The organism is Leifsonia sp. HAY1-4F, assembly GCF_056755275.1.
Genome location: NZ_JBNDHX010000500.1, coordinates 1 through 246 on the forward strand (window position 1 = coordinate 1; position 246 = coordinate 246).

At 61.8% G+C, this 246-nt stretch carries 1 pseudogene; it reads right to left on the reverse strand.

Annotation, left to right across the window (positions count from 1 at the left end):
• Window positions 1-246 (reverse strand): annotated as a pseudogene (locus ACPYOG_RS20285) (LysR family transcriptional regulator); the annotation flags it as partial.

Below are 246 nucleotides of genomic sequence, written 5' to 3' on the forward strand. Positions count from 1 at the left end.
GTTGCTGGATCTGGCGTTCGGCGGAGGTGAATGCTGACCGGGATTGGTAGGTCATGACCCATGGCAGGGCGGCGATGTTGTCCATGGAGACCTCATCCCCGACGGACTCATTGGTTTCCGAAACCACCGCCAGCCAGTCATCGCGCCACAGGTCGACAAAGGGAAGGCCGGTCAGGATCCCGTGCGGAATCACCATGCCATCTGCAGCCCGTAGCCGATTGGCCGCGTCTTCGACCACCACAGGGT